Source organism: Streptomyces sp. NPDC030809 (assembly GCF_055572195.1).
Genome location: NZ_JBVIDV010000023.1, coordinates 2284 through 28767, shown reverse-complemented (window position 1 = coordinate 28767; position 26484 = coordinate 2284). Strand labels below are relative to the sequence as shown.

Annotated in this window: 17 protein-coding genes and 1 pseudogene; 8 read left to right on the top strand and 10 right to left on the bottom strand. The window is 74.1% G+C overall.

Annotated elements, in window-relative coordinates; genetic code table 11:
- Window positions 1-36: 36 nt before the first annotated feature.
- Window positions 37-2082: a SpoIIE family protein phosphatase gene (locus tag ACZ407_RS27085; protein ID WP_468132639.1), complete on the bottom strand. Its 2046-nt coding sequence runs from the start codon at window positions 2080-2082 to the stop codon at window positions 37-39.
- 51 nt (window positions 2083-2133) lie between these two features.
- The gene (locus tag ACZ407_RS27080) at window positions 2134-3651 is read right to left on the bottom strand and encodes a DUF6777 domain-containing protein (protein ID WP_468132637.1); all 1518 of its coding nucleotides are present in this window, start codon (window positions 3649-3651) and stop codon (window positions 2134-2136) included.
- Between the two features lie 236 nt (window positions 3652-3887).
- Between ACZ407_RS27080 and ACZ407_RS27075 the strand changes: the two genes are divergently transcribed.
- From ACZ407_RS27075 to ACZ407_RS27065, 3 genes are all read left to right on the top strand, one after another.
- Window positions 3888-4709 (top strand): YndJ family protein, encoded by an 822-nt coding sequence (locus ACZ407_RS27075; protein WP_468132849.1) that lies wholly within the window; start codon window positions 3888-3890, stop codon window positions 4707-4709.
- The gene (locus tag ACZ407_RS27070) at window positions 4706-5239 is read left to right on the top strand and encodes a DUF1990 family protein (RefSeq protein ID WP_468132635.1); all 534 of its coding nucleotides are present in this window, start codon (window positions 4706-4708) and stop codon (window positions 5237-5239) included. The genes ACZ407_RS27075 and ACZ407_RS27070 overlap by 4 nt, the downstream gene beginning before the upstream one ends.
- 94 nt (window positions 5240-5333) lie before the next feature.
- Window positions 5334-6776, top strand: coding sequence for a lipase maturation factor family protein (locus ACZ407_RS27065; RefSeq protein ID WP_468132634.1), 1443 nt, complete (start codon window positions 5334-5336; stop codon window positions 6774-6776).
- A gap of 135 nt (window positions 6777-6911) precedes the next feature.
- Here the strand turns inward: ACZ407_RS27065 and ACZ407_RS27060 are convergent, their stop codons facing one another.
- The 3 genes from ACZ407_RS27060 to ACZ407_RS27050 form a co-directional block, all read right to left on the bottom strand.
- A complete protein-coding gene (locus ACZ407_RS27060) occupies window positions 6912-7895 on the bottom strand; it encodes an NAD-dependent epimerase/dehydratase family protein (protein WP_468132632.1) in 984 nt (327 codons plus the stop codon).
- Between the two features lie 217 nt (window positions 7896-8112).
- Window positions 8113-8283: a hypothetical protein gene (locus ACZ407_RS27055; protein WP_468132630.1), complete on the bottom strand. Its 171-nt coding sequence runs from the start codon at window positions 8281-8283 to the stop codon at window positions 8113-8115.
- A 341-nt stretch (window positions 8284-8624) separates the two neighbouring features.
- Window positions 8625-10088 (bottom strand): SDR family NAD(P)-dependent oxidoreductase, encoded by a 1464-nt coding sequence (locus ACZ407_RS27050; protein WP_468132628.1) that lies wholly within the window; start codon window positions 10086-10088, stop codon window positions 8625-8627.
- Between the two features lie 370 nt (window positions 10089-10458).
- Between ACZ407_RS27050 and ACZ407_RS27045 the strand changes: the two are divergent.
- Window positions 10459-11529 (top strand): annotated as a pseudogene (locus tag ACZ407_RS27045) (DMT family transporter); the annotation flags it as partial.
- Here ACZ407_RS27045 and ACZ407_RS27040 read toward each other — a convergent pair.
- A complete protein-coding gene (locus ACZ407_RS27040) occupies window positions 11515-12717 on the bottom strand; it encodes a transglycosylase family protein (protein WP_468132626.1) in 1203 nt (400 codons plus the stop codon). The pseudogene ACZ407_RS27045 and the gene ACZ407_RS27040 overlap by 15 nt on opposite strands.
- A gap of 709 nt (window positions 12718-13426) precedes the next feature.
- Here ACZ407_RS27040 and ACZ407_RS27035 point away from each other — a divergent pair.
- The gene (locus ACZ407_RS27035; protein WP_468132624.1) at window positions 13427-14026 is read left to right on the top strand and encodes a hypothetical protein; all 600 of its coding nucleotides are present in this window, start codon (window positions 13427-13429) and stop codon (window positions 14024-14026) included.
- A gap of 865 nt (window positions 14027-14891) precedes the next feature.
- Window positions 14892-16118 carry an alpha/beta hydrolase family protein gene (locus ACZ407_RS27030; RefSeq protein WP_468132622.1) on the top strand — a complete coding sequence of 409 codons (1227 nt, stop codon included), beginning with the start codon at window positions 14892-14894 and terminating at the stop codon, window positions 16116-16118.
- 113 nt (window positions 16119-16231) lie between these two features.
- Here ACZ407_RS27030 and panD read toward each other — a convergent pair whose 3' ends face one another.
- Window positions 16232-16651, bottom strand: a complete 420-nt coding sequence (gene panD, locus ACZ407_RS27025) for an aspartate 1-decarboxylase (protein WP_468132620.1) — start codon at window positions 16649-16651, stop codon at window positions 16232-16234.
- Between the two features lie 278 nt (window positions 16652-16929).
- Here panD and ACZ407_RS27020 point away from each other — a divergent pair, with 278 nt between their 5' ends.
- Complete coding sequence (locus ACZ407_RS27020) at window positions 16930-17616, top strand: spermidine synthase family protein (protein ID WP_468132618.1); 687 nt, start codon at window positions 16930-16932, stop codon at window positions 17614-17616.
- A 10-nt stretch (window positions 17617-17626) separates the two neighbouring features.
- Here the strand turns inward: ACZ407_RS27020 and ACZ407_RS27015 are convergent, their stop codons facing one another.
- The 3 genes from ACZ407_RS27015 to ACZ407_RS27005 form a co-directional block, all read right to left on the bottom strand.
- Window positions 17627-21631 carry a hypothetical protein gene (locus tag ACZ407_RS27015; protein WP_468132616.1) on the bottom strand — a complete coding sequence of 1335 codons (4005 nt, stop codon included), beginning with the start codon at window positions 21629-21631 and terminating at the stop codon, window positions 17627-17629.
- 361 nt (window positions 21632-21992) lie between these two features.
- Window positions 21993-23720, bottom strand: a complete 1728-nt coding sequence (gene polX / locus ACZ407_RS27010; RefSeq protein ID WP_468132614.1) for a DNA polymerase/3'-5' exonuclease PolX — start codon at window positions 23718-23720, stop codon at window positions 21993-21995.
- A gap of 241 nt (window positions 23721-23961) precedes the next feature.
- Entirely contained in the window at window positions 23962-24651 is a 690-nt protein-coding gene (locus ACZ407_RS27005) for a 4'-phosphopantetheinyl transferase family protein (RefSeq protein ID WP_468132612.1), read from the bottom strand.
- A 199-nt stretch (window positions 24652-24850) separates the two neighbouring features.
- Between ACZ407_RS27005 and ACZ407_RS27000 the strand changes: the two genes are divergently transcribed.
- Window positions 24851-26359, top strand: coding sequence for an FAD-binding oxidoreductase (locus tag ACZ407_RS27000; RefSeq protein ID WP_468132610.1), 1509 nt, complete (start codon window positions 24851-24853; stop codon window positions 26357-26359).
- Window positions 26360-26484: the final 125 nt, after the last annotated feature.

The following is a 26484-nucleotide window of genomic DNA, read 5'->3' as shown; positions in this document are numbered from 1 at the left end:
CGCCCGGTCACCCCGGCCCCGACTGCCCGGCTCCGGCTACCCCATGACGAACTCGCACCACACGCACTTGCCGCTGCCGCGCGATTCCACTCCCCACACGTCGGCCAGCCGGTCCACCAGCATCAGGCCGCGGCCGGAGACCCCGGACTCGCCGGCCTCGCGGCGGCGCGGGAGGGCGCTGGAGCGGTCCTCGACCTCGACGCGCAGGCGGCGTTCGGGTCCGGTCAGCACGCGGAGGGTGACGATGGCCGGGCCGTCGGTGTGCATGAGGGCGTTGGTGATGAGCTCGTCGGCCACGAGCTCGATCTCGTCGGAGCGCTCGCGCGCGCCCCAGGCCCGTACGGCCGAGCCGATCATGTGCCGGGCCGAGGCGAGGGCTTCCGGATCGCCCTGGGCCACGTGCTGCTGGAGCCGGCCGCCGCCCTGGGGTGCGTCCTCGATGCGGCGGCGCAGGAGGAGCAGGGCCATGTCGTCGTCCCCGCCGCGTTCGTCGACGACCTCGCAGAGCCGGTCGGCGAGTTGCTGGAGGTCGGCGGGGCCGTTGCGGATGAGCGAGGTAAGCAGCTGCACCCCGTCGTCGAGGTCGGCCCCGGGGTGTTCGACGAGTCCGTCGGTGCACATCAACAGGGTTTCGCCGGGGTCGAGTTCGACGGTGGTGACGGGGTATTCGAGGTGCCCGAACTCGGCGGACAGCCCGAGCGGCATGCCGCCGGTGACGGGCAGCCGCCGGCAGTCCCCGTGCCGGGAGCGGACGAGCGGGTCGATGTGCCCGGCGCGGACCACCTGCACCACTCCGGTGGACAGGTCGCACTCGGCGTAGGTGCAGGTGGCGAAGCGGTCGGTGTCGAGCTCGTGGAGGAAGCCGGAGGCGCGGGCCATGACGGTGGCCGGGGCGTGCCCTTCGGCGGCGTACGCGCGCAGCACGATCCGCAGCTGGCCCATGACGGCGGCGGCGTGGGTGTCGTGGCCCTGGACGTCTCCGATGACGGCGCCGACCCGGCCGCCGGGCAGCGGGATGATGTCGTACCAGTCCCCGCCGATGTCGCGGCCCATCCGGGCGGAGCGGTAGCGGACGGCGATCTGGGCGCCGGGCACCTCCGGGATCCGGCGGGGCAGCATGGCCTGCTGGAGGCCTTCGGCGAGGTCGTGTTCCTGTTCGAGGAGCATGGCGCGCTGGAGGCTCTGCGCGATGCTGCTGCCGAGGGCGACGAGGAGGTTGCGCTCCTCCTGGGTGAAGCCGTCCTTGTCCTGGTAGAGCAGGCCGATGGCGCCGATGGGGCGGGCCTGGGCGATCAGCGGCAGGTAGGCGGCGGCCGAGATCTGCATGTAGGCGATCTTGGACCAGAGCCCGGGGTAGCCGGTGGCGAACTCGGACGGGGAGTCGATGAACCGGGGCTGGAGGGAGCGGACCACCTCGCTCATGGGGTACTGCTCGTCGATGCGGGTGTAGCGGGTGCCGGGCACGAAGCTGTCGGCCGGCCCCTCGGCGACGAGGTGGATGCGTCCGGCCTCGACGAGGCCCATGACCATGCCCATGGAGCCGAGGCGTTCCAGTCCGTGGCTGTCGCTGAGCGCGTCGATGACGTCCTGCACGGTGCGGGCGTGCGCGAGGGCGGCGGTGGTGGCCTCGACCACGCTGGTCTGCCGGCGGCGCTCCTCGTCCAGGCCGAGGCGCTCGGCGGAGTGGCTGAGCTCCTCGGTGGCGTCGCGGACGATGCCGATGATCCGGTACGGGCGGCCCTGCCCGTCGCGCAGCACCCGGCCCTGGGTGTGGGTCCAGCGCAGCCGGCCGTCGCGGCAGCGGACCCGGAAGTACGCCCCGTAGCTCTCGTGGCCGCTCTTGAGGGCGCTGGAGACGAGGGCGTCCAGGCGGGTGGACTCGGCGGGCGGGACCCGCGGGGAGAGGGATTCGGGGCGGCCGTCGTAGTCCTCGGGGCGGGTGTCGAACACGTCGAGGGCTGCCGGGTCCATGTGCATGAGCCCGGCGACGAGGTCCCAGTCGAAGCTGCCCATACGGTTCAGCGCGAGGCTCTGGTCCGGGTGTGCGGGCCAGTCGTCCGGCAGCGACACGGCGGTCGGCACCGGTCCACCATGCCACTGATCGCCGGATTCCTCGACAGGAGGACGGCTGGTTCAGGCGCTCTCCAGCTGCCGGCCCGTACCGGCGGGCCTGCCGCCGTCCGGGGTCTCCTGCGGTGTGTGCGACCGGCCGGGACCGGCGGAGCCGTACGGGTCGGCGGCGCCGGAGGAGCCGTGGAGGTCGGAGTCGCCGGAGCTGCCGTAGGTGGCGGCGTCGGAGCTGCCGTACGTGTCGTACGCGTCGCTCCGGCCGTACGCGTCCCGGGGGGAGTCGTACCCGTACGGGTCGTCGTACGCCGAGCCGGCCCCCTCGTAGCGGTCGTGGGCGGACTCGTACGCGTCACGGCCGCCGCTCCCCCGGTCAGCGCCGTAGTCGTGGTACCCGTCGTCACCGAGGCCGGTGCCGCCGAGGCCGTCTCCGTACGAGTCCTCCCCGTACGGGTCGTCGCCGTACGGGTCGTCGCCGTACGCGTCGGGGTACTCGTCCGCGTAGGCCCCGCCCCGCTGCTGCCCGTCGCCGCCGCCGGCGGTGCGGCCGGACCCGTCCGCCGGCGGGTCCGCGGCGCCGGACCGGTCCGTGCGGGCGGACTCCTCCGCACCGGCCGGGCAGGGCTCGGCGCGGCGGGCGGAGCCGGCGGCCGGGTCCCGCGGCGGGTCGGTGCGGGCCAGGCTGTTGCTGCGGGTGCACGGTTCGGTGGCGTCGGCCGGGGCGGGGGTGGCGCGGCCCGGGACCGGACCGGAGGCGACCGGGCCACTGGCGTCGTAGGGCGGGGGCACGGCGGGCACCTTGTCCTGGGCGCCGTCGTCCCCGGCCCGGCGTTCGATCCAGGTGTTGTTGCCGATGTTGACGATGGTCAGGTTGTCCAGGACCTCGTCGGTCGGCTTGACCACCACCACCTGGGCGGGCTGGAAGCCCGGCCAGCCCGCCCCCTTGTGGACGGCGCTGCCGCCCTCGACCGGCGGCATGAGGGGGTTCCCGCAGGCGCACCGGACCCGCGGCAGCCCGTAGTCGTCCACGAGCACGGCCGTGCCGGCCTGCAGCACCGCCTGGAAGGCGGCGGAGCGGCCGCCGCGGAAGCCGTGGCTGGTCACGCGGGTGTCGGCGCGCAGCACCACCGGAGTGAGGCCGCGCAGGAAGTCGGCGACCCGCGCGGGTTCGATCCCGGCGGCCGCCGCGAAGGCCCGGGAGCGGTCCTTGTCCGCGTCGAAGTAGCGGACCTGCTGTTCCACGTCGCAGCTGCCGCGCTTGTGGGTGCCGCCGTACAGGCCGGGGGTGGAGCCGGTGACGGCGCGCGGGGCCGGGCCGGCCGCCGGGCCGGGGCCGGGCCGCCCCGCCGTCCCGCGGGCCGGACCGGTCAGGGCCCGGTTGGGGAGGGCGGCGGTGGAGGTGGCGGTGGAGGCCGTGAAGGGGTCGGGGCCGGCGGCCGCGACGGGCTGGAGCAGCACCTCCTGGCCGGCGGCGGCGGCCTTCTTCGGCTCTTCTCCGCTGCCGCCGCCTCCGCATCCCGCCGCCGCGAACAGGCCGACGGCGGCCGTACAGGCCAGGGCATAGCGACGTACCGGTTGATGCACGTGGGTTCTCCCGCCTCTTCGCCACGATTCGCCAGGATTCGCCCTTACATCTCTGCCGGACGCCCCCGGGGGCCGCAAGCGGGGTTCCGCCACCCGGAGACCCGCCCCGGCGTGTCGGGCCGAGTACACCCCGGAAGCTCTCTTGAACGCGTTCAAGAAACTGCGTATGGTTCCCGACGAGGAACTTGAACACGTTCAAGGACCCGTGTCCCGGGGGGTGTATTTCCGTGTCCACACTGGCGTACCTGGTCAATCCCGTGGTCACTCTCGGCATGCTGGTCGTCGTACCGGCCGGACTGTCGCTCATCGACCGCGAGGGCCTCGCGGCCGCCCGAAGGCTCTGGCCGCTCTGCGCGGTCCCCGGCGCCCTCTCCCTCTGGCTGCCGCGCGGCACCTGGGCCACGGCCCTGGCCTGCGTCTACGCCCTGGGCACCCTGGCCCTGGCACTCCAGGCCCCGAGGCGCCCGGCCCGAACCCGTTCCCCCGCCGCCGCCGAGGCCGCCGTGCTGACCGCGCTCGTCTCGCCCGCCGTCGCCGGCACCGCACTCGTCGCCGAGCGCTCGGGGCACCGGCTGTTCGGCTTCGACCTCGACATCCTGGCCCTGACCGTCCCGCACTTCCACTTCGCCGGGTTCACCGCCGCCCTGGTCGCGGGGCTGGTGTGCCGTACGGCCGCGGATTCGGCCGGGGCCCGGTTCGCCGGATACAGCGTCCCCGCCGGCACCCTCCTGGTGCTCGGCGGCTACTTCACCGGCGACTGGGCCGAGCTGGCCGGAGCCGTGGTGCTCACCGCCGGGATGTGGGCGGTGGCCCTGCACACCTGGCGCGAACCGCGGACCCGCGCCCGCGACCCGCTCACCCGCACCCTGTTCGCGGTCTCGGCCGCCGTCCTGCTCGCCACCATGCTGCTCGCGCTGTGGTGGGCCCTGGGCGAGGCGGCCGACGTCCCCCACCCCACCCTGACCTGGATGGCCGCCACCCACGGCCTCGGCAACGCCCTCGGCTTCGCCCTGTGCTCGCTACTCGCCTGGCACCGCATGAAGGAGACCACCCGATGACCCGCATCACCAGCATCCGCCGGGACAGCCTCAACTACGCGGAGCGCGGCGCCACCCGCGAGCGCCCGCTGCCCGCCGGCTACCACCACCTGCACCACCGGGTGGCCATCGGACACGGCCGCGAGGTGTTCAAGCGGGCCGGAGAGGCGGTGACCACCTTCCGCATGCACCGCGCCGCGGGCGTGCAGGTGCGCGCCGACCGCGAGCGGGCCGAGACCGGCGGCCTGGTCGAGTGCGCGATCGGCATCGGGCCGGCCCGGCTCGCCGCCCCCTGCGAGGTGGTCTGGACCGCGTACGGGCCGCAGCTCACCGGCTTCGCGTACGGCACCCGCACCGGCCACCCGGAGACCGGCGAGGAGTCCTTCCTGGTGGAGCTGGCCGAGGACGGCACCGTCTGGTTCGACGTGACCGCCTTCAGCCGACCGGGCCGCTGGTACACCCGCCTCGCGGGGCCCGTCATCCCCTTCCTCCAGCTCCGGTACGCCCGGCACTGCGGGCGCACCCTGCGCCGCCTCGCCGCGGGCGGCTGAACGGCGGGCGGCCGGGCGGCCGGCGGCGGATACTGGGGGTACCCGCCGGGACCGGGGGTCCGGGGGCCCGCGGCGGCGTCGAGGGCGAGCGGCGATGGAGTGGTTCACGGCACCCGAGTACTGGATGGCGCGGCTGGCGTTCCAGCGGACCCTGGCCGTCCTGTACCTGGTCGCCTTCCTCGGCGCGGCCCTCCAGTTCCGTGCCCTGCTCGGGTCCCGCGGGATGCTGCCGATCCCCGAGTACGTACGCTACGTGCCCTTCCGCCGGGCCCCGAGCCTGTTCCAACTCCGCTACTCCGACCGGCTCTTCGCGGGCTGCGCCTGGGGCGGGGCCGCCCTGGCGGCGGCGGTGGCGGCCGGGGCCGCGGACGCGGTGCCGCTCGGCGCGGCGATGGCGATGTGGGCCCTGCTGTGGGCCGGGTACCTGTCGATCGTGAACGTGGGGCAGACCTGGTACGCCTTCGGCTGGGAGTCCCTGCTGCTGGAGGCGGGCTTCCTCGCCGTCTTCCTCGGCAACGCCCGGGTCGGGCCGCCGGTGCTCGTGCTGTGGCTGCTGCGCTGGCTGCTGTTCCGCGTGGAGTTCGGCGCAGGACTCATCAAGATGCGCGGGGACCCCTGCTGGCGCAAGCTGACCTGCCTCTACTACCACCACGAGACCCAGCCGATGCCCGGGCCGCTGAGCTGGTTCTTCCACCGGCTGCCGCGCCCGCTGCACCGGGTGGAGTGCGCGGCCAACCACGTGACCCAGCTCGTGGTGCCGGTCCTGCTGTTCACCCCGCAGCCGGTGGCCTCGGTGGCCGCCGGGATCATCGCGGCCACCCAGCTGTGGCTGGTGCTCTCCGGCAACTTCTCCTGGCTGAACTGGGTGACGATCGCCCTGGCCCTGTCGGCCGTCGACGTCACGGCCTTCGGCGGCCCGAGCCGCACCCAGCCGCAGGCCCCCCTCTGGTACGTGGTGCTGGTGTGCGCACTCGTCGCGCTCGTGCTCGTGCTCAGCCGCGGCCCCGTGCTCAACATGATCTCGCGCCGCCAGGTGATGAACCGCTCGTTCGACCCGCTCCACCTCGTCAACACCTACGGGGCGTTCGGCACGGTGGGACGCAAGCGCGACGAGGTGGTGGTGGAGGGCACGAGCGACCCGGAGCCGCACAAGGACGGCGACTGGCGGGAGTACGGGTTCAAGGGCAAACCCGGCGACGTCCGGCGGCTGCCGCGCCAGTTCGCCCCGTACCACCTGCGGCTGGACTGGCTGATGTGGTTCGCCGCACTCAACCCCGGCTACGCGCGCGACTGGTTCGGCCCGTTCGTCACCCGCCTGCTGGAGAACGACCCCGACACGTTGCGGCTGCTCCGCCACAACCCGTTCCCGGAGGAGCCGCCGCGCTTCGTCCGGGCCCGGCTGTACCGGTACCGGTTCACCGACTGGCGGGAACTGCGCACCACGCACGCCTGGTGGCACCGCAGCCTGGTGCGCGAGTTCCTCCCGCCGACCCGGCTGGCGGACGAGCGGGAAGGGTGGCATCCGGCCACCGGCTGACCACCCGGCACGGCGGGCGGCCGGCCGGGCGGACCGGAAAGAACGCACGGGGCGGGCCGGACCCGCCCAAGTGGCCGCGAACGGGGCGGACCGGGCGCCGCGGACCCCGAACGGCGCCGGCCCTCCGGGCGCCGTTCAGCCGGCGAGCAGCGCGGCCTCGCGGTCCGGGGCGATCCCGGGGGCGGGCCGGTCGGGCCGCTGCGGGGCGGTTCCTCCGAGTTCCCGCAGCCAGCGCCAGGTGTCGGCGACGGTGTCCGCGACCGGCCGGCAGACCAGCCCGGCGGCGAGCGCCTTGGAGACGTCCCCGCCGTACATGAACTCGTGGAGCTCGCCTTCGGGAAGCCACACCGGCAGCTCGGTCCAGGGCTCCACCCCGGCCTCCAGCAGCACGGCGGGGTCCGTCCAGCGCAGCCGGGCGGTGCCTCCGGTGGCCTCGGCGCAGCTCTCCAGCAGTCCGCCGAAGGTGGCGTGCCCGGGCGGGGAGACCACGTTGTAGGCGCCGCCGAGCCCGCGGGCGGCCGCGTCGAGGGTCCAGTCGGCGAGGTCGCGCACGTCGATGTACTGGAGCGGGAGCTCCCGCGGTCCGGGGGCCAGCACCTCGCCGCCGCGGGCGGTCCGGTTCAGCCACCAGGGCAGCCGGCCGACGTTCTCGTACGGGCCGAGGATCAGGCCGGCGCGCACCAGCAGGGCGCGGTCCCCGAAGGCGTCGACTGCGGCGAGTTCCCCGCCGCGCTTGTCCTCGGCGTAGGCGGTGGAACCGGCGTCGGGCGATGCGTCCACGACCGGGCCGTCCTCGGCGAGCCCGGCCGGGGCGGGGTAGGCGTACACGGACCGGCTGGAGACGTACGCGTACCCGCCGGCCCGGCCGGCGAGCAGCCGGGCGCTGTCGCGGACGGCGGTGGGCGCGCCGCCCCAGGTGTCGACGGCGAGGTCCCACTCGCCCTCGGCGAGGGCGGCCAGCCCGTCCGGGGCCAGCCGGTCGCCGTGCAGGGAGGCGGTGCCGGGCGGCGGGGCGTGGTGGCCGCGGTGGAAGACGGTCACCTCCCAGCCGCGGGCGAGGGCCGCCTCGGTGATCGCCCGGCCGACGAATTCGGTACCGCCCAGCATCAGGAGTCTCATGACCCCAGCCTGCCGCCGCGTCCGGACGGGTGAAAGCGAAGATCGCCCAGAGCGGACGGAACACGCTGACCGCGAAACGGCGGCCGGGGCGGGAATGCGGCCCGGGCGGTGCGGGCCGCCGGGGCGCGGCAGCCCGGCCGGACCGGTCCGGCCGGGCGCGGACGCGCCGCCGCCCCCGCTGCTGTGCGGCGCGGGGGCGGCGGCGTACCGGATGCGGTCAGTCGATGCCCGGCAGGATGTGCGGCTCGGCGAGGTCGTCCTCGTAGCCGGCCAGCCGGATGGGGGCGGACCGCGCCCACACCTCCAGGCTGCCGAGCTCGTCCGAGCGGTGCCGGCGATCGGACCGTTCCGTCAGGGCCTTGTCGTGCTGCTTCAACTCTGGTGTCACCGCGCACTCCTTTGTGTCGCGTAACCCTCGGACGGGGCCGCGGCCGTTCGCTGCCGGCCGTGGGAGGCCGTCCGTCGGGGCAGGGGGGAAAGGGCAGTCCGGTCGCGGTGGCGCCGTTCGTTCACGTACGGAGTGACCTTGGTGGGGCCTTCCGTGTGCCTCAGGGTACACATATGAGCGCGGTTCCGCTCGATAGGGGGGTGAAATCCAGCCTGTCTCGTTACCGACTCTTGCCGTTTCCCCGGCCTTGGTGGCACGGACGGCTCCGCGGGGAAGACCCCCGTCGCACCCCGGACACGCCGAAGGCCCGGCCGTGCGGGCCGGGCCTTCGGGGGCAGCTGCTACCAGTTGGCGGGGGCGTAGTCCTTGAGGAAGACCCCGTAGAGCTCCTCGCCCGCCTCGCCGCGGATGATCGGGTCGTAGACCCGGGCCGCGCCGTCCACCAGGTCGAGCGGGGCGTGGAAGCCCTCCTCCGCCAGACGCATCTTGTCCGGGTGCGGGCGCTCGTCGGTGATCCAGCCGGTGTCCACGGCGGTCATCAGGATCTTGTCCTTCTGGAACATCTCCTGGGCGCTGGTGCGGGTCAGCATGTTCAGCGCGGCCTTGGCCATGTTCGTGTGCGGGTGTCCGGCGCCCTTGTAGCCGCGGCTGAACACGCCTTCCATCGCCGAGACGTTCACCACGTACTTGAACGCGGCCGGGGAGGCCGACATGGCCGCGCGGAGCTTGCTGATCAGGATGAACGGCGCGGTGGAGTTGCAGAGCTGCACCTCCAGCAGCTCCACCGGGTCCACCTCGGACACGGTCTGGATCCAGCTGTTGGTGTCGTGCAGGTCCGGGACCAGGCCGCCGGCGTCGATGGCGGTGCCCGCCGCGATCCGCTCCAGGGAGGCGGAGCCCGGGACCAGGGCCAGCTCGGTCACGTCCTGCGCGGTGAGCTTCTCGCCGCGGCCGGAGGGCAGGGCCGCGACCCGGTCCACGCTGCCGCTGCCGAAGGTGCCGATGACCTCGGCGGTGGGCAGCTCGCCCGCGGGGAGCGGGGCGCTCTCGGCGGCGACCAGCTCGCTGTAGGCCTGCGGGGACCGGCGCACGGTCTGGGCGGCGTTGTTGATCAGGATGTCGAGCGGGCCCTCGGCGGCCACCGCGTCGGCGAGCGCCACGACCTGCGCCGGGTCGCGCAGGTCGATGCCCACGATCTTCAGGCGGTGCAGCCACTCGTGGCTGTCGGGCATCGCCTTGAAGCGGCGGATCGCGTCGTTGGGGAAGCGCGTGGTGATCGTGGTGTGCGCGCCGTCGCGCAGCAGCCGCAGCGCGATGTACATGCCGATCTTGGCGCGGCCTCCGGTGAGCAGCGCGCGGCGGCCGGTCAGGTCCGTACGGGCCTCGCGGCGGGCCCGGTTGAACGCGGCGCAGTCCTGGCAGAGCTGGTGGTAGAAGGCGTCCACCTCCACGTACCGGGTCTTGCAGACGTAGCAGGAGCGCGGGCGCTGGAGTATGCCGGCGATCGGGCCCTTGGTGCCGCTGGTGAGGGCCAGGCCCTGGGTCTCGTCGTCGATGCGGTCGGCGGAACCGGTGGCGGTGGCCTCGGTGACGGCCTTGTCGTTCGCGGTCTTGGCGGCACGGCGCTCCGAGCGGCGGCGCTGCTTGACCGTGCGGTAGATGCCGGCGGTGGCACGGCGGACGGTGATCGCGTCCGGGTGGTCGACGTCGAGCTTGTCCAGCTCGTCGAGCACGCTGAGGCAGACGGCCAGGCGCTCGGGGTCGATACCCGGCCCGTACGCGTGGTTGTCTTCAGTCACCGTCATCGCCGCTGCCGTTCCTCGATCGCTCGCTGTGGGGGAGTCCGCCGGGAGGTCCACCGGCGCAGGGCCCGGAAGCCGGCCCGGAAGTCCCGAAGAGAGAACTTTACGGACGGCCGCCCCCTGTCTCCAAACCCGGTGACGGTGTGCGACGGAGCCCTCACGGGGACGGGGCGGGGTGCGCCCCTGCTCCCGTCTCCGGGTACGCCCGTACGCCCGTCCGTACTCCCGGCCTCCCGTCCGTACTGCCGGTCTCCCGTCCGTACTCCCGTCCGTACTCCCGGCGCAGTAGTAAGGACCCCGACCCGAGCACGAGGAATACTCCAGCGGAACGCGGCATTGTGGTGTTCATGGACGCACCGACCCGGAGATTCCCATGAGTGCGCTGGCGCTGGCGGTGCTGCTGTCGCTGGTGTCGGCCGTCGCATACGCCGGCGGTGCCATCGTCCAGGAGCAGGTGGCGGCCAGTACGCACGGACAGCCGTACGCGCCGCTGCGCCGGCCGGGCTGGTGGGCCGCGGTCGCCCTGAACGGCGTCGGAGCCCTGCTGCACGTCGCGGCCCTCGCGTACGGCCCGCTCAGCCTGGTGCAGCCGCTGGGCGCCCTCACCATCGTCTTCGCCCTGCCGCTGGCCGCCGTGTTCGTACGGCGGCGGGCCGGCCGGACCGCCTGGCGCGGCGCGCTGCTGGCCACCGGCGGACTCGCCGGGCTGCTGGCGCTGACCGGGAGCGGTGCCCGTTCGGAGCCGCTGGCCGGCGGCGAACGCGTCCTCCTCACCGCAGTGACCGCGGCCGGACTGGCCCTGCTGTTCCTGGCGGCCCGCGCGGTCCACCGTCCGGTGACCCGCAGCGTGCTCCTGGCGGCGGCGGCCGGCGTGGCCTTCGGCATCGCGTCCGTGTTCACCAAGACCGTGGCCGAGGCGTGGGAGCCCGCGGCCCCGCTGGCCGAGCTGCCCGGCATGGTGATCATCGCCGTGCTGGCGACGGCCGGCCTGCTGCTCTCGCAGGCCTCCTACCGGGGCGCCGGGCTGACGGCCCCGCTCGCGACCGTGACCGTGGTGAACCCCGTGGTCGCGGCCACGGTGGGCCTCACCCTGTTCGGCGAGACCTTCCGCTACGGCGCGGCGGGCACGGCCGTGGCCCTGTTCTGCGGCGCGGTCGCGGCCTTCGGGATCGTGCTGCTGACGGTCGAGCGGCTGTCAGCGGGCCGCGGCCCGGCCGTCCCGGCGGGCGTCCGGACTCCGGCAGCCGCCGGGCCGGGTGCCGGACGCCGGGGCGCAGCGGCGCGCCGCGGGACTCCCGTACGCCCGGCGGCGGCTCCGGAGCGTCCCGCAGTCCTTCCGGAACGCCTCCGGGCAAGCCTCCGTTCGCGGGGCCTCGGACCGCACCCCGGGCCGGAATTCGTGGCCGGTCTCGGGACGGATCTCGCGCCGTCAGATCGAAACGCCCCGGCCGCGCAGGTACGCGAGCGGGTCGATGTCGGAGCCGTAGCCGGGACCCGTGCGCATCTCGAAGTGAAGGTGGGGGCCGGTGCTGTTGCCGGTGGAGCCGGAACGGGCTATCCGCTGGCCTCCGGAGACCTGCTGACCCGCCCGGACGCCGACCGCTGACAGGTGCGCGTACTGGGAGTACTTCCCGTCCGCGTGCCGGATCACGACCTGGTAGCCGTACGCCCCGCCCCACCCGGCCGACACGACCTCGCCCGCGGCGACGGCCTTGACCGAAGTGCCCGTGGGCACGCGGAAGTCGACCCCGGTGTGGTAGCCGCTGGACCAGGAGGACCCGGCGACCCGGTAGGCGGTGCCGATGCCGGCCTCGACGGGCGCGAACCAGCCGCCGCGCGCGGTGTCCCGGCCGGGCTTGTTCACCTTGACCGGCTTGGTCGGCACCGGCTTCGCGGTCCGGGGCGGCTTCTCCGGTGACGGGGCCGGACGCGGGTGCGCGGCCACGGTCAGGCTGAGGCGCTGCCCGGGGTGGATGAGGTTCGGGTCGTTGCCGACGACCGTGCGGTTGGCCTCGTAGAGCGCCTGCCAGCCGCCGCGCACGTGCTGCTCCCCGGCGATCCCGGAGAGCGTGTCCCCGGGCACCACGGTGTACGGGGACCCCATCGCGGGGCGCGCCGCCTTGGGGATGGCGGGCCGGGCCGCGGCGGGCGCACCCTTGGCGGCCTGCTTCGGCACGTGCGCCGCCTTGGTCTGGGTCCGGGCCTGCGTCCGACCGCCCCCGCTCCCGCCCCCGTCCACGTCGGGAGCCGGGCCCCCGCGGCCCAGTCCGGCGGCGGGCCCGCAGGCGGGCCAGGCACCCGGCCCCTGCCCGTCGAGCACCTTCTCGGCGATGGTGATCTGCTCGCCCTTGGAGGCGAGGTCCGCCCGCTGGGCGTAGACCGTCCCGCCGAACTCCCGCCACGTGCTCTGGCTGAACTGGAGCCCGCCGTAGTAACCGTTGCCGGTGTTGATGTGCCAGTTCCCACTGGACTCGCAGGCCGCGACCTTGTTCCAGGTGTCGACGGAGGCGGCGTGCGCCGTCCCCGCGCCGATCAGGGGGAGCACGATCCCGGCCCCGCCCGCGGTGACCGTGAGCGAGGCCCGGTTGATGCTGCTCGGCTGGTACCGGCGGTGCCGGCCCCGTACACCCATGGGAGCCCCCTTGAAGACATCAGGAGCCTCGCAACCTAACGCCGCCACCGCGACGTGACAAGGGGCTCGCCGGGGGCTCAACGGCGCACACGGGAGTGACAGTTGGGGTTCCGACCGGCTCCGGGCCGGCGGCCGCGCGACGACGCCACCGGAACCTGACGTTCCACCCTCGTGGTCGCCGGTGGACTTGTCCGGACGTTTCCGTACTCGCGGAGGTGGCGATGGGTGGCGACCTTCGGCACCGCAGCCCGGATCACACGCCGCGCCCTGCCGGTTCCCCCACACTCGTCTCCGAGAGCACACCTGGCCGGCGGTTCGCGCAGACACCGGCCGCAGGCGGCCGCACACCTGCGGACCCTCGCGTCTCGTGCCGGGCGGTCGGGCCCGCACACCATCGTCAACCTGTGAGGAGCAGCGCTCACGGCCGTGCCGTGAGCCGAAGAGCCATGTTCAGTTCCGTTGTTCGTGAGGCCACGGTCCAGTACCTGGCCACGTTGTCGTTGGCATTGACCGCGGTCGCGGCGGGGGGCCTCCAGGCGTGGTGGCGGCGGTACAAACCCGGGGACCGGCCCGCCGCCGGGGACGGATCCCGTCCGGAGGCGGAATCCGGATGCGGCGGCGGGCCGGCCTCCACCGCGCGGCGCTCTCCTCGGCACCGGCCGAGGTTGCGGCCGAGGTGGCGGCCGACGGAGCGAGGGGGCGAGCCGTCGTGACGAGTGCTCCCGAGGAGGGCCGCCCCGCAGCCGCGACGGACCTGGACCGGGCCTGGAGGTTCCTCGCCCGGGGGCCCGGCGGGCAGCTGCGGGACGCTCCCCTCCCCAAGCCCGGCGACCGGCAGCTCCTGGAGATCGCGCGAGGATACGACGACATATGGCGTCGGGCCCGCGGACACAGGCCGCCCGGCCCTTCGGAGACGGACGTCCTGGCGGCCCTCCGGGTGATCCGGAGCCTGCGGGAGAAACTGGACGCCGACGAGCTGACGCTGGTCAGCCTGGCCCGCTCCCGGCGCGTCACCTGGACCCGGATCGCCGCAGCCCTGGGGATGAAGAACCGGCAGTCCGCCGAGCGGAGGCACTTGCAGCTCAAGGGGTTCCGCAGAACTCCTGCCCAGCTGACGGAAGACCGGCTCGAGCACCTGACCGATGCCCAGATCCGCGGATGGGACTGCTCGCTGTGCGGCAGCCCGCTGTTCACGTCCCGCCGCCTCGGCAGGTTCCTCCTCCACACGGGAACGACCGAAACGGCGGACCTCTGGGCCTGCGCCCCGAGATGCCCCTCCACCCGCCGCAGCCACGTCGGAGCGAAATAAAGCCGGGCAGAACACAATCGGACCCCCTCCCCCTGGCGGCCGACCCGACCCAAACCAGGCCCGGCCGCCTTGGGAGCCGGGCGGAGGGAATCCAAGCCCCGCCGCCTTGCGAACCGGACCGAGCGAAACCAGGCCCCGCCGCCTTGGAAACCGGACCGAGCGAATTCAAGCCCCACCACCCTGGGAGCCGGCCCGAGCGAAGCCAAGCCCAGCCGCCTTGGGAGCCGGACCGAGCGAAACCAAGCCCCCGCCGCCTTGGGAGCCGGGCGGAGCGAATTCAAGCCCCGCCGGCGATTGAGGCGCGGGGGTGCGGGGGCGGAGCCCCCGGAGCTGTTCCGGCGCCGCCGCCACGGGGCACGTTCAAGCCCCGCCGGCGATTGAGGCGCAGGGGCACGGGGGCGGCGCCCCCGTCAGGCAGGCGGCCCCGGCTGAGGAATCGGCGCCGGCCCCGGCGGCGGCGGAATCGGATCGGGCTCGGGCACCGGCCCCGGCACCGGCGGCGGCCCCGGCTCAGGATGCGGCACAGGCCCAGGCCCCGGCCCCGGCCCCGGCAACGGCGCCGGATCCGGCATCGGCGGCTGCGTGTCCGCCCGACAGGCATCTGCTCGGAAATCTCCCATGCGCACCACTCTGCCGCCCGCCACCCCCACCCGCCTCCGGCACACCGCCGACCGGGTGGCCCGGCAGACTCACGGGACTCAGCGGAATCAGCAGACTCAGCAGACCCAGCACGCTCAGCACATAGGCGTATTCGCCCGGCACCCCACCTCCTCCCCCAGGACGATCAAGCACCGCCCTCGGTCTGACACCCCCCTCCTCCTGGGAGTTGAAGACCGGGCAGCTCACAGCCCCTAGCGTCGACCCCATGACTCGCAACCGAACTGCAGCCGCTGCCGCGTTACTTGCCCTGATGCTCCCGCTCCCGGCCCTCGCCGCCACCCCCGCCGCCGCGGCCGGCCCCGGCCCCGCGTCCGCCCCGGTCGCAGCCGCCCCGGCGCCGTTCGCCGGGAAGGCCGTACACACCCGGACTCCGGATCCCGCCACCATCGCCGAACTCCCCCGCCCCACGGGCAGGTACGCCGTGGGCGAGGACAAGCTGCACCTGGTGGACCGCAGCCGTACGGACCTCTGGGCGGGCAAGGGCCCCCGCGAGCTGATGGTGACCCTGCGCTACCCGGCCCGCCCGGGTACCGGCGCCGGCAAGCCGGCCGCGTACATCGACGGCGAGGAGGCCCGGATCCTGCTGGCCTCCCGCGACCTGGACAAGCTGGTCCCGCCGGAGACCTACGCCGCCACCCGTACCCACGCCCGCGAGGGCGCCCGGCCGCGCCAGGGCCACTACCCCCTGATCGTCCTCTCCCCCGGCTTCACCGTGCCCGCGTCCACGCTCACGGCCCTCGCCGAGGACCTGGCCTCCCGCGGCTACGTGGTCGCCGCGGTGGACCACGCGTACGAGAGCACCGGCGCGGCCTTCCCCGGCGGGCGCCACCTGCCCTGCCTGGCCTGCGACGAGACGGAGAAGTCCGGCGACTACCGCAAGGTCAGCGACGGCCGCGCCAAGGACGTGTCCTTCCTCCTGGACCGGCTCACCGGCAAGCGGCCCGCATGGAAGCACGCCTCGCTGATCGACCGCAACAAGATCGCCATGGCCGGCCATTCGATCGGCGGCGCCTCGGCCGCCTCGACGATGGCCGCGGACCGGCGGGTGCGGGCGGGTGTGAACATGGACGGCTCGTTCATGACCCCGGTCCCGGAGCAGGGCTTCGGCGGCCGCCCGTTCCTCATGCTGGGCGCCTCGAACACCAAGCCCGGCGACGAGGCCAGCTGGGACCGCGACTGGCCGCGGCTCGGCGGCTGGAAGCGCTGGATCACGTTCGCGGACTCGGGCCACTTCACGTTCACGGACTTCCCGGCGATCGCGGAGCAGCTCGGCATCCCGGACCCGGAGGTCCCGCTGCCCGGCAGCCGCTCGGTCGAGCTCACCCGCCGCTACGTGACGGCCTTCTTCGACCAGCACCTGAAGAACCGCTCCCGACCGGTCCTGGACGGCCCCACCCCCGAAAACCCGGAGGTCACCTTCCACTCCCCGTAACCAACCGCGCAACAGCCGGTGTGACCCCCACCCACAGGGGCGGTCACACCGGCCCCGGTCGTCCGGGCCGGCACAGCCACGGCCCGGACGGCCGCGACTCACACAGCCCCGCCTCAGACGGCCACGGCGTGCGGGCTGCGCTCCTGGTCGCTCCCCGGCACCGGCGCGGACGGGTCCTCCCCGAGCTCCACGATCCGGTTCTCCGCATCGACGTGCACCACCTTGGGCACGAGCGCCCGCGCCTCGGCATCGTCCACCTGCGCGTAGCTGATCAGGATCACGAGATCCCCGGGGTGCACGAGATGCGCGGCGGCCCCGTTGATCCCGATGACCCCGGACCCCCGCTCCCCCTCGATCACGTACGTCTCGAGCCGCGCCCCGTTGTCGATGTCGACGATGTGCACGAGCTCCCCGGGCAGCAGATCCGCCGCCTCCATGAGCTCGACATCAACGGTCACGGACCCGACATAGTGCAGATCGGCCTGCGTGACGGTGGCCCGATGAATCTTGGACTTGAACATGGTGCGAAACACGGAGTAACTCCCGATCGGTCTGCTCCCTGCCCGCTTCCTGCAGGTCAAGGGCGGTCTCTGGAGACTACAACGCTTCGCCCGCCCGGTCAGCCGCCCTCGAGTGTTTCAGGACTCACACTGCCCTGGCCTACTTCCCGGGGCTCCCGCTGCGTGCATCGAAGGGGGGTGGCGGCGGCCGGGGAAGAGCCGAGGCGGGGCGGGCCGGCGGGGCGGAACCTCGTTGGTGGGGTGTTCGTTTGGGGGGTGTGTGATCTTGCTGCGCAGGAGGGAGGCTTTTCGTGGCGTTTCGGGCTGGGGATGTGGTGGTGCCGGTGACGCTTGATCGGCGGGTCGGGTCGGAGGGGGAGGTGGTGTTGCGGCGGCGGGGGGAGACGTTCGAGATCATTGTGAACGGGTGTTTCCTCATGGACAGCTCGGACGGGCGGTCCGAGCGGCTGCTCGTCGATGCCGCGCTGGAGCGGATGACGGCCGCGGCGCCTGCGGTGCTGATCGGAGGCCTCGGGGTGGGGTTCTCGCTGGCGCATGCCGCGGGTCAGGCGCGGTGGTCGCGGATCGTGGTGGCCGAGCGGGAGGAGGCGGTCATCGGGTGGCACCAGGAGGGGCCGTTGGGTGCGTTCACTGCTGCCGCCCTGGCCGATCCGCGGGTGCACATCCTGCACACCGATCTCAACGCGTACCTGCGGAGCACGGGCGATCGGTACGACGCCCTGTGTCTCGACATCGACAACGGGCCCGACTGGACCGTCACCGACGACAATCTCGGGCTCTACTCGCCCGGTGGGCTTGCTGCGTGCCGGGAGCGGCTCAACCCGGGCGGGGTGCTGGCCATTTGGTCGGCGCAGCCGTCGGCCGCGTTCGAGGAGGCCCTGGTGCGGGCCGGGTTCGAGGACGTGCACAGCGTTGAGGTGCCGGTCGCGCGCGGGGTTCCGGACGTGGTGCACCTCGCACGCCGTCCCGGAGTGTGAGGGGAACGCGTCACACCGGGGCGGAGGTGGTCAGGGCCGCGGCGAGGGCGGCCAGGGCTTCGGGGGCCGTGCGGTGGAGTGCGCGCAGACAGGTGGGCCACGATGCGGTACCGAGGGCTTCGAGGGTGAGGGGGCGGCCCTCCGGTTCGGTGCCCCAGCCTTCGGCGGCGGCGGTGAGCAGGGCGGGTGTGCGGCCCGTGCCCAGAGTGGCGGCAGCCTCCTGTTTCAGGAGGGAGGCCAGTACGTGGTCCTCGCTGCGCCGGGCTGCCGCAGCTGTTGCGCAGAGTGCCCGTACGCGGTCCGTGTCCTGGGGGAAGGCGCGGGCGAGTCCTGTCGCAGTCCGGAGGTCGGTGGTGTGGAGGGCCTCGGCGAAGGTGCGCCCGAGTGCCCACTCGCGGAGACCGGGTTCGGTTATTGCGGCCGCGGCGGCCTGGGCCGGTCCGTGGGCGGAGGCGGTGGCCGCCCGCTCGGCGACATCGGACAGGGCGCGGTCCCGCTGTTCGGTTTCGGCGATGGCACCCGCCAGTTCGATGGCCTCCTGGTACCGACCCCATGACGCGAGCGCCACCGCCATCGCCGCCTGCGTCTCGGCGGACGTGTAGGGGTCGGCGCGGCTGGTCAGGGCTGCGAGCAGGTCGCGGGCGCGGGGGTGCTCGCCGGTCCAGGCCAGTGCTGCGGCTGCGTGCGAGAGGGCCTGGGCATGGGTGTGCGGTTCCTCGAGGAGGTCCACCCGGAAGGCGGCCTCCTCGTCGACCTCGCTCGGCTGGGGTTCCTCCGGCAGTCCGGAGGGGCGCAGCAGCGGGTCGGTGATGCGGGCGCTGATGGCCGCGGCCAGGTCGTGGCGGCCGATGGCGGTCAGGGCGGCGGCCTCCTGCGCGAGCCTGCGGTCACGCCGGTCGGGGGCGGTCAGTGCATCCGCCGTGCGGTGCGCTTCTCCTGCCCAGGCGGCCGCCCGAGGCTGCTCGCCCGACTCGGCCAGGGCCTTCACCATCAGGAACAGGGCTTCCACCCGCTGTTCCGTGGCGCGCAACGCCCCCATCAGGGCCCGGGCCTGTTCCTCCCGGCCCTGCCGGGAGAGGGCGGTGGCCACTGTGGCCAGTGGCTGCGCCGGCCATGAGGACGCGGCGATCTGCTCGGCAAGGGCGAGTGCCGGTTCCCAAGCGCCGCGGGAGATCATGCCGTTCGCGACCGCCGCGAGTGCGTGCGCCGGTGTGCTCACACCCTCCACGGTCCGTGCCGCGCCCAGGGCCTCCTGGTCCCGTCCGTGTGCGGCAAGCGCCCGCGCCCAAGCGGTCACCACCGCATTGCGCAGGTCGTCCGCTATGGCGGCCCCGCGGCGCGCCCGCCAGCCGGGCGCGGTCGCGTCCAGCTCCGCCACCGCCTCGCCGGCGAGGTCCACCGCACCGGCCTCGGCCGCGCGGACGGCTGCATGTGCCAGGGCGTGCCGCCGTGCATCCGGGTCGCCGATGACCGACGCGAGCCGTACGGCAAGGTCGAACCGGCCCGGCGTGCTCAGGGCGGCGCACACCGCCCGTAGGTCGTGGGGAGGGAGGTCGGCGCCCGCGCGCGTGAAGGCGGAGGCTTCCTGCGCCAGGGCCTCGGCGCCCGCGAGATCGCCGTCTCGGGCGGCCACGGAGGCCACCCGGGCCAGCGCAACGCCCCTGCACCGTGCATCGGTGACGGTCCGGGCGACCTCCACCGCCCGGCCGAGGTCGCCCGCCAGGGCGATGGCCGCGGCCATGCCCGCGGTGGCGCGGGCCCGCTGCTCCGGATGACGAATGCCTTGCAGCAACTCTGCCGCCTGCTCGTGCCGGCCGGCGTACGCCAGTGCCCGGCAGGCCGTCTCCAGGGCCTCGGCCCGCAGGTTGTCGGCGGTCACCGCGGCTGCGCCGTCCGCCGCTGCGAGAGCGAGCGTGACCGCGTGGTCCTCCTCGCCGGACTCCGCCATCGCTGCGGCGACCGTCGCGAGGGCGCCAGTGCGTGCGTCGTGCCCGGCGAGGGAGCGGCAGACCTCCTCGGCCCGTGCGGGCTGCCGGGCGTACGCCAGGGCGAGGGCCGCGGTGGTACGGCAGTGCCCCACCTCGTCCGAGGCCAGCGCCTCCGCCGCGAGGGAGACCGCGGCGGGGTGCTCCCCGGCTCGCGCCAGGGCCACCGCGATACAAGTCAGAGCGGTGTTCCGCTGGGCGGCATCGTCGATGCTGCGGGCGAGGCGCTCCGCCTCGCCTACGAGGGCGCCCTCAGCCATCGCAGCCGCCACCGAGCCGAGCGCCGGATCCGCCAGACCGGAGCCGACCGTACGTGCGATGTCCGCGGCCTTCTCGTACGCACCCGCGTGGGCCACCGCACGCGCCACGCCCGCCAGGGCGAGGTCCTGGTCGTGGTTCTCCGTCGCCGACCGGGCCAGTTCGAGGGCGCGTTCCACGTGTCCGGCCGCGGCCAGCATCGCGGCCACGCAGCCCCGTTCCGTGCCCTGCGCGTGGGCCGGGCCCGGTGCCGCGGCCACCACCTCGGCAGCCTCCGCCGCCACTTCGGCTGCCCGGACGAGTTCGCCGCGGTCCACCAGGGCCTGGACCACACCGACCAGCGCCCGCAGACCAGCCGGGCGGTCCTGCCGAGCCCACGCCAGGCTGACCGCCCGTGTGACATGGCCGAGTCGGGCCCAGAGGACGATCAGTTCGTCCGAGAACCGCTCGCTGTAGGCCCGCAGGGCGTCCCGCCGCACGGCCAGCACCGCAGCCGTCCGGACGTCTTCGTCGCCCACCGTCGTCCCTGCGCGGGCGACCAGGAGCTCGAAGGCCGCGGTGATCTCCCGCAGCGCGTCCAGGTCCGCACCCGAGCGCCGCCACAACCGCTCGTGGCGGCGGGGGTCCTCGGCGAGTACGGCCAGCCGGTCGGCGTCGCCGTGTGCGCGGAGCAACCGGGCGTATCCGCGCAGCAGATACTCCGGTGTTCCGTCCGGCCATCCCTGCCCGCGGTGGTGGTCGGCCCATGCGTGCAGCCTCTTCCGGCAGTCGTCCAGCTGCGCTGCGGCCAGCAGCTCCAAGGCGCTGTTCTGGAGTTCCTCGTGGGCCATGAGATACACGTCATCCGTACGTTCCGCCGCCCCGGACGAAGGCCAGTGGGGAGGGCGGGTACGGAACACCCGGCCCGTGGCGGACCCGAGTTCGCGTTCGACGAGGCGGGGCCGGGCGCCGCTGAGTTCGGCGAGGTCCGCGGCGGTCAGACCGCCGCCGGCGGCGGCGACCAGGGCGACGAGGTCCAGGCCCAGCCCCGCCGCGTCGACCAGCCTGAGCAGACCGTCCTCGGCGTCGCGGCGGAAGACCTGCGCGAACGGGGAGGGGGTGAGCTGCCGGTCGATCGTACGGTCGCGCAGCGGGTGGCTGGCCGGAACGTCCTCGGGGGTCGGGGGATGAGGGCGTCCCGCGACCAGGACGCGCATGCCGTGCGGCGGGTTCCGTGGCAGCAGGGCCGCAACGCTGTGGCTGTCGGGACCGGCCAGCACCCCGCGGTCCTCGTCGAGGCCGTCGACCACGAGCACCAGGCGCCGGCCGCGGGACGCGCTCGCGGAGGCCGCCCGGACCAGCGCGGCGCGCAGCTGCTCGTCGCGTGAGTGCTCGGTGACCGCGGGTTCCTCCTCGCGGAGCAGGGCGGACAGCTGGCGCTGGACGGACTCGCAGAACGCCGCCCGGTCGCTCTGCCCGGGCAGGCGGGAGGTGATGAAGAAGGAGACGATGTCCACGCCGGGCGGGGGGTGGAGGACGAACTGCGCCATCAGAGTGGTCTTGCCCGCCCAGGCGGGGGCCGACCACCGCCAGTACGCCTGCGTTCCGGCGGCGGATCCGGCCGAAGGCCCGCCGGGGGCGTCGGCTCCGTCCGGGCCGCCGCTCCCGCCGTCCAGGTCGCAGAACGCAGCCATTGCTGCGAGTTCGGCACCGCGGCCGCGGAAGTCGGGTTCGGCCAGGTGTTCCACCTGGTGCAGGTAGCCGGACTCCGCGACGGGCCTGGAGTCGGGCATATGAACGATGACGTTGTGGCTGCCGGTTACGGCCCACCGGATGTCACCTCCTGCGGCCACAGCGCCGGTGCCGTGCGCGAGGACCGGGGCGGCGCCCCGGTGCGTTTCGCGGCCGGACTCCGCCCCGGTGGGCGTGCGCTTCCACGGGAAGGGCGTCACCGCTGCCGGTCCCTGTCGTCGGCCGTCGGACGGCCGCAAGCCACGCTGCCGCAGACCCCGCGGACCTCGCGGACCCCGCCCGCAACCCGGACGACTGCTGCCCTCGTGCGCTCGGACACGCCCCTCCCTCGTACTGCCCGGCCTTTACCGCGTTCTCGTGAAGCCTCATCCTCCCCCACCCGCGGCGGTTCCCCCGGCCGGTTCAGGTGGGCTTGGGTTTGAGGAAGCGGCGCAGTCTGGGGAGGGGCCAGGTGTTGATGACCTCGTCCGGGGTCAGCCAGCCGCGCTGTGCCGTCGCCACGCCGTAGCGCATGTACGGCAGGTGGGTGGTGGAGTGGGCGTCGGAGTTCACGGCGAACTTCACGCCGTGGCGCTTCGCGCGGAGGATGTCCTCGTCGCACAGGTCGAGCCGCTCGGGCTGGGCGTTGATCTCCAGTGCGGTGCCGGTCCGGGCGCAGGCCTCGAAGACCGCGTCGAAGTCGGCGTCGATGCCCGGGCGTTTGCCGATGCGGCGGGTGGTGGGATGGCCGATGACGGCGACGTTCGGGTTCTCGCAGGCGCGCAGGAGACGGCGGGTGAGCTGGTCCCGGCCCTGATCGAAGTGGGAGTGGATCGAGGCCACGCAGAGGTCGAAGTCCGCGAGGAACTCGTCCGGCCAGTCCAGGGAGCCGTCCGGGCCGATGTTGAGTTCGGTGCCGTGCAGGAGGCGCATCCTGCGGTGCGCGCCGTCGAGGGCGCGCAGCCGCTCGCGCTGGGCGAGGATCTTCTCGCTGGTCATGCGCTGCATGTACAGGTCCGGCGCGTGGTCGGTGACGGCGTAGTACGCGTATCCGCGCGCGGCCGCGGCGGCGACCATGTCTTCGAGCGGTGCCAGCCCGTCGGTGAGGTCGGTGTGGGTGTGCAGATCGCCCCGGACGTCCTTCTCCGTGAGGACCGCGGGGAGTTCACCGTGCAGGCCGGCGGCGATCTCGCCGCGGTCCTCGCGCAGGGTCGGCGGGATCCACGGCAGTCCGAGGCGCGCGTACACCGCCTCCTCGGTCGCGGAGGCCGTGCTCTCGCCGGTCTCGGCGTCGAAGAGCCCGTACTCGGACAGTTTGAGGCCCTGGCGCACCGCGAGTTCGCGGGTGCGGATGTTGTGCGCCTTGGAGCCGGTGAAGTACTGGAGTCCTGCGCCCCAGGAGGCGGGCGGGAGCACCCGCAGATCGACTTGCAGGCCGCCGGTGGTGCGTACGGAGGTCTTCTTCTGCCCGTGGGCGATGACCTCGGCCGTGTACGGGTGGGAGCCGAGGGCGTCCATGAAGGGTGCCGGGCGGCGGGCTGCGACCAGGATGTCGAGGTCGCCGATGGTCTCCTTCATGCGGCGCAGGGATCCGGCGTACGTGCAGCGGACGCAGCCGGGGAGTGCCGACAGCTCGGCGACCAGCTGCTCGGCGAGGTCCATGGCGGCATGGACGAGGATCCGGCCCTCGCCGGCTTCCCGGAGCAGGGCGATGCCGTGGAGGATGTTGACTTCGGTCCGCTCCCCGAAGCCCTTCAGGCCGCGCAGCCGCTCCCGGTGGATGGCGTCGGCGAGCTGGTCCACGGAGGTGATGCCGAGCTCGCTGTAGAGCACCATGGCCTTGCGGGGGCCGAGACCGGGGATGGCGATCAGTTCGCGTACGCCGGCCGGCACGGCGGCCCTGGCCTCGTCGACGGCGGGCATGCGGCCCGTGCTGAGGTATTCCAGGATCTTGTCCGCGAGTGACCTGCCGACGTTCGGGATCTCGCGCAGGCCCTTCGCGTCGAGGGTGGAGATGTCCTCCGGGTGTGCTCCGACGGCGCGGGCGGCCTTCTCGTAGGCCCGCGCCTTGAAGGCCTCCCCGCCCCGGATGGCGATGAGGTCGGCGTACTCGCGCAGCAGGGCCTCGACCTGGTCGTTGGCTCGGGCCATGCCTCCAGGGTGCTCCTGGGGGCGGGAAGGGGCACGCCGGGCGCCGTCGGGTCCGGCCGTGTCCGGCCGGGTCCGGCTGAGGGCGGTGGGGGCGGCCGGGTCCGGCCGAGGGCGGCCGAGGCGGCCGGATCCGACGGGGTGGCGGGGGCGGCTCCGGGGGCCGCCGAGGGCGACGGGGGCGGCGGAGGTGGCTCCGGGGCCGCCGGGGATGGCTCCGGGGGCCGCCGGGGGCGCTGGGCGGCTACAGGGAGATCGCCGTCAGTGCCAGGCCGCGGGCGACCCGCCAGCGGCCCGTGAGGGTCCGGGGCGCGGTGCCCGCCGGGCCGGGCCGCCGGACGGGGGCGAGGATGCGGACGCGGAAGACGGGGAGCTCCGGTTGGAGATCCACCTCGGCGTCCTCGAAGCCGAGGCGCTCCCCGGTCATCGCGTACCAGCTCTTGAAGACCGACTCCTTGGCGCTGAACAGCAGGCGGTCCCAGTGGACCGACGGGTGCGCGCGGGCGAGTCCGGTGACGGCTACGCACTCCCGCGGGAGGGCCACGGCATCCAACACCCCCCTGGGCAGCGGCAGATGGGGCTCAGCGTCGATGCCGAGCGCCCTCGCCTCGGCGCGGTGGGCCACCACGGCGGCCCGGTACCCCTCGCAGTGGGTCAGCGAGCCCACCACGCCGTGCGGCCACAGCGGTGCTCCGTGCCCGTCGCGCGGCAGGGGCACGGGCGGCCTGCCCAGGGCGGCCAGGGCCGCGCGCGCCGAGCGCCGCCCGGCGGCGAACTCCTGCTTCCGCGCATCCACCGCATTTGCGATCGCGAGCCTCTCCTCGGGGAAGAGTCCGCCGCCCGGCCCGCCGCCGAAGGCGTCTGCCGGGTCGCCGAAGGCCTCCGCCGTACGGACGTACCCGGGCAGCAGTCCGGACATCAGCGTCACGTCCATCTCGTACGCCCTTTCACCGCTGCGCGCAATTCCTTTACCCGGAGGGTGGATTAGGATCCGACGGCAACACTACAGCGCGTACGGCGGGAACTCCCGAGCCGACCATCCCTTACGAGCCCGTCCGAGCACATCCGAACCCCGCCCGGACCGATTCCCTCCGGGCACGTCCGAGCTGATCCGATTGCGAGCAGGAGAGTTCATGAACCACTTCCCCTCCGTCACCCCCGGCGATGTCAGGTACGAGGACTTACGCCGGGGCGAGAACCTCCGGTTCGTCGGCGAGCCGGACGAGATACACCTGGTGGGATCGGCCGCCGAGATAGAGCAGGTCCTTTCCGCTGCCGTGCGGGCGGGCAAGCGGGTGGCCGTGCGCAGCGGCGGGCACTGTTACGAGGACTTCACCGCGCATCCGGACGTCCGTGTGGTGCTGGACATGTCCCGGTTGTCGGCGGTCGGTTTCGACGAGGAGCGCGGCGCATTCCGCGTCGAGGCCGGCGCCACCCTGGGCGCCGTCTACAAGATGCTCTTCCGGGTCTGGGGGGTGACGATTCCCGGCGGGGCCTGCCCGGACGTGGCCGCCGGCGGGCACGTCCTCGGCGGCGGCTACGGGCCGCTCTCGCGGCTGCACGGGTCGGTGGTCGACTACCTCGACGCCGTGGAGGTGGTGGTGGTCGACGCTTCCGGCACCGCACGCACGGTGGTCGCGACCAGGGACGAGGACGATCCGAACCACGACCTGTGGTGGGCGCACACGGGTGGCGGCGGGGGCAATTTCGGCGTGGTCGTCGCCTATTGGCTGCGCTCCCCCGGCCACCCCCGCGGGGAGCGGGCGGAGCCGGGCCGGCTGCTGCCGCAGCCGCCGTCCGAGGTGCTGCTGAACACGACGGTGTGGCCGTGGGACGCCGTGGACGAGAGCGCGTTCGCCCGGCTGGTGCGCAACCACAACGCCTGGTTCGAGCGGCACAGCGGCCCCGATTCCCCCTGGTGCGACCTCTACAGCGTGCTGGCGCTGACCCGCCGGCAGGCCGGCGCCCTCGCGATGACCACGCAGCTCGATGCCACCGGCCCGGACGCGCAGGCCCGGCTGGAGGCCTATCTGGCGGCCGTGTCCGAGGGGGTGGGGGTGCAGCCCCACAGCGAGACCCGGCGGCTGCCGTGGCTGCACTCCACCCGCTGGCCCGGGATCGCGGGTGACGGGGACATGACCGGCCGGGCGAAGATCAAGGCCGCGTACGCCCGCCGGGGCTTCGACGACCGGCAGATCGCCACCCTCTTCCGCCGTCTGACGGAGCCCGACTACGACAACCCGGCCGGGGTGGTCGCGCTGATTGCGTACGGCGGACGGGTCAACGCCGTCCCGGCCGGCCGGACGGCCGTGGCCCAGCGGGACTCCGTACTCAAGATCGTGTACGTGACGACCTGGCAGGAGCCCGCGGAGGACCCGGTGCACGTGAGGTGGCTGCGCGAGCTGTACCGGGACGTGTACGCGGACACCGGCGGGGTGCCGGTCCCGGGCGGGGCGGCCGACGGGGCGTACGTGAACTACCCGGATGCCGACCTCGCCGACCCGCGGTGGAACACCTCGGGCGTGCCCTGGTCCGAGCTGTACTACAAGGAGGCGTACCCGCGGCTCCAGGCGGTCAAGGCACGCTGGGATCCACGGAATGTGTTCCACCATTCACTTTCCGTGGAACTCCCCTCGGAGTGAACTGACGGGGTGGGGGGGGGGGGGGGGGGGGGGGGGGGTCCCCCCCCCCCCCCCCGCCCCCCCCCCCCCCCCCCCCCCCCCCCCCCCCCCCCCCCCCACCCCAAGAAAAAAAACAAGGGGGAGGG

Excerpts from the sequence above, each read along its gene's own strand:
- ACZ407_RS27070 (WP_468132635.1), top strand. The coding sequence starts at position 4,706 with ATGACCCGCATCACCAGCATCCGCCGGGACAGCCTCAACTACGCGGAG.
- ACZ407_RS27065 (WP_468132634.1), top strand. The coding sequence starts at position 5,334 with ATGGAGTGGTTCACGGCACCCGAGTACTGGATGGCGCGGCTGGCGTTC.
- ACZ407_RS27060 (WP_468132632.1), bottom strand. The coding sequence starts at position 7,895 with ATGAGACTCCTGATGCTGGGCGGTACCGAATTCGTCGGCCGGGCGATC.
- ACZ407_RS27050 (WP_468132628.1), bottom strand. The coding sequence starts at position 10,088 with ATGACGGTGACTGAAGACAACCACGCGTACGGGCCGGGTATCGACCCC.
- ACZ407_RS27040 (WP_468132626.1), bottom strand. The coding sequence starts at position 12,717 with ATGGGTGTACGGGGCCGGCACCGCCGGTACCAGCCGAGCAGCATCAAC.
- ACZ407_RS27030 (WP_468132622.1), top strand. The coding sequence starts at position 14,892 with ATGACTCGCAACCGAACTGCAGCCGCTGCCGCGTTACTTGCCCTGATG.
- ACZ407_RS27015 (WP_468132616.1), bottom strand. The coding sequence starts at position 21,631 with ATGCCCGACTCCAGGCCCGTCGCGGAGTCCGGCTACCTGCACCAGGTG.
- polX (WP_468132614.1), bottom strand. The coding sequence starts at position 23,720 with ATGGCCCGAGCCAACGACCAGGTCGAGGCCCTGCTGCGCGAGTACGCC.
- ACZ407_RS27005 (WP_468132612.1), bottom strand. The coding sequence starts at position 24,651 with ATGGACGTGACGCTGATGTCCGGACTGCTGCCCGGGTACGTCCGTACG.
- ACZ407_RS27000 (WP_468132610.1), top strand. The coding sequence starts at position 24,851 with ATGAACCACTTCCCCTCCGTCACCCCCGGCGATGTCAGGTACGAGGAC.